Here is a 1,534-nt window from a genome sequence, read left to right as displayed (position 1 = left end):
CCTCCGCTGACCTGCCTCTACCACGCCCCACGCGTTCCACCACATACTCTGAGGGGCGTCGTTCGTGGATCGCTTACGATCGAATACTGCCGCAACTTCATTTTCAAGCGCCACTTTCCGATCCACAAGATCTTCGAGCGCAGCTGTGAATTGGGGCTGTGGCGGCTATCCGTCAACAAGATCTCAGAGATCTTCGGCACGCGCATCACCCACCGGCTGCATGGCAATCTGAACACCACGCTTGAGCAAATCGAGCATGGGCATCACATCTTTCGTGCCTACTGGAAGCACGCCTTTGTCAAACAATACGAGAAGTTCGCCACGTTCCTGCGCAACGAGATCTGCTCGAACAATCTGGCGGACTTCGGCCTGAGGAAAGGGCTCGACCATCTCGGTGAGGTGCGCGAGAAGTTCCTCGGCATCACCGAGCGCTTCGCCACCTTCCAGGCCCGATGCCTGAACGCGCATGTCGACTTCCCGCTGTTGCAGCGCCTGGCGCTACCCATCACCGTGGGCAGCGCGAAGTATCCCGGCATCAAGATCCACGATGCCCGCATGATTCGCCTCATGCAAGTGTTGCTAAACGCCGGCACCACGGTCGGCGGCTGGCGCGCCCAGCAACTCCATGAGGTGCTCTTGACAAGCTTTGGCCTGTCCGACAAACGCTACGGCCTGAACCAATTGCGCTACGACCTGCGAAAGATGCGCGCCCACGCGCTGCTCGAACGTGACGGCAATCGATACGCCTATCGCCTCACCGACAAGGGCATAAAGGTCGCCCTGCTGTTCGTGCTCTTCCATCAGCGCTTATACGGACCGCTTGCCAATAGCCTCTTTCACCACCGTCCCGACGCCCGTTTCCAGCCCGACAGCAAACTCGAAAAGGCCGTGCACAAAGCAGACGACTCCATACGCAAGGTCATTCAGCTGTTGGACGCGACATGAATTGCTGTATAGCTCCTGTCAACGATCCAAAGCGTAAGGAACTAATATCAGTTCCGCGCATTTGCGCCGCGAGGCCGTCATATGCGTTCGCCAGTCTTCACTCGGACAGGTTCAAGCCACACCGGAGCAAGTGAGGTCAGTACGATCTTGCGGCGTCCGTGTTGGCGGCCGGATTGCATGGCAATCACCCGCCCACCACAACGTAATAAAGCTATTGCAGCATCGGTCTGTGCCGGAGCTTATGTATTCGGTAGGAAGAGTTCTCAGACTCATGTCGTTGACGGGCGCGCGAGAAAAGGTAGTTCCCGCAGTAAGCCGATTCAATCCTGGCCTCTCAGAACATTGTTCGATCAGCTTGCGCTTTTGTTGAGAAATGGCGTAGCCCACGCTCGAGGCAATCGAGTCAGCTACCGCCGAACGCCGTCCCGAGGTATTTTGCGCGACGTGCGGTGTGACCTTCATCTCGTGTCAGGCCACGATGAATTCCTGTGCGTCGTAACCCTTGTCCGCACCTAGTCTCACTGTGTCATAAATTTAACCTGATCTCCCAGCAACACGGACAGCGAGGAAGCTTGCTGGTGATCGCGTG

Annotated in this window: 1 protein-coding gene and 1 pseudogene; one reads left to right on the top strand and one right to left on the bottom strand. The window is 57.1% G+C overall.

Translation table 11 applies throughout. The annotated features are described in order from the left end of the window. A partial coding sequence (locus tag AWB78_RS42480) for a hypothetical protein (protein ID WP_157697909.1) occupies window positions 1-945 on the top strand: 945 nt, incomplete at its 5' end. A 342-nt stretch (window positions 946-1,287) separates the two neighbouring features. Here AWB78_RS42480 and AWB78_RS46190 read toward each other — a convergent pair. Next, window positions 1,288-1,467: pseudogene (locus AWB78_RS46190) on the bottom strand (IS5/IS1182 family transposase); the annotation flags it as partial. Between the last annotated feature and the right edge of the window lie 67 nt (window positions 1,468-1,534).

It is taken from the genome of Caballeronia calidae (genome assembly GCF_900044055.2).
Taxonomy (GTDB): Bacteria; Pseudomonadota; Gammaproteobacteria; order Burkholderiales; family Burkholderiaceae; genus Caballeronia; species Caballeronia calidae.
Note: the sequence above shows the minus strand (reverse complement) of the source record. Positions and strands in the feature narration are given on the sequence as shown.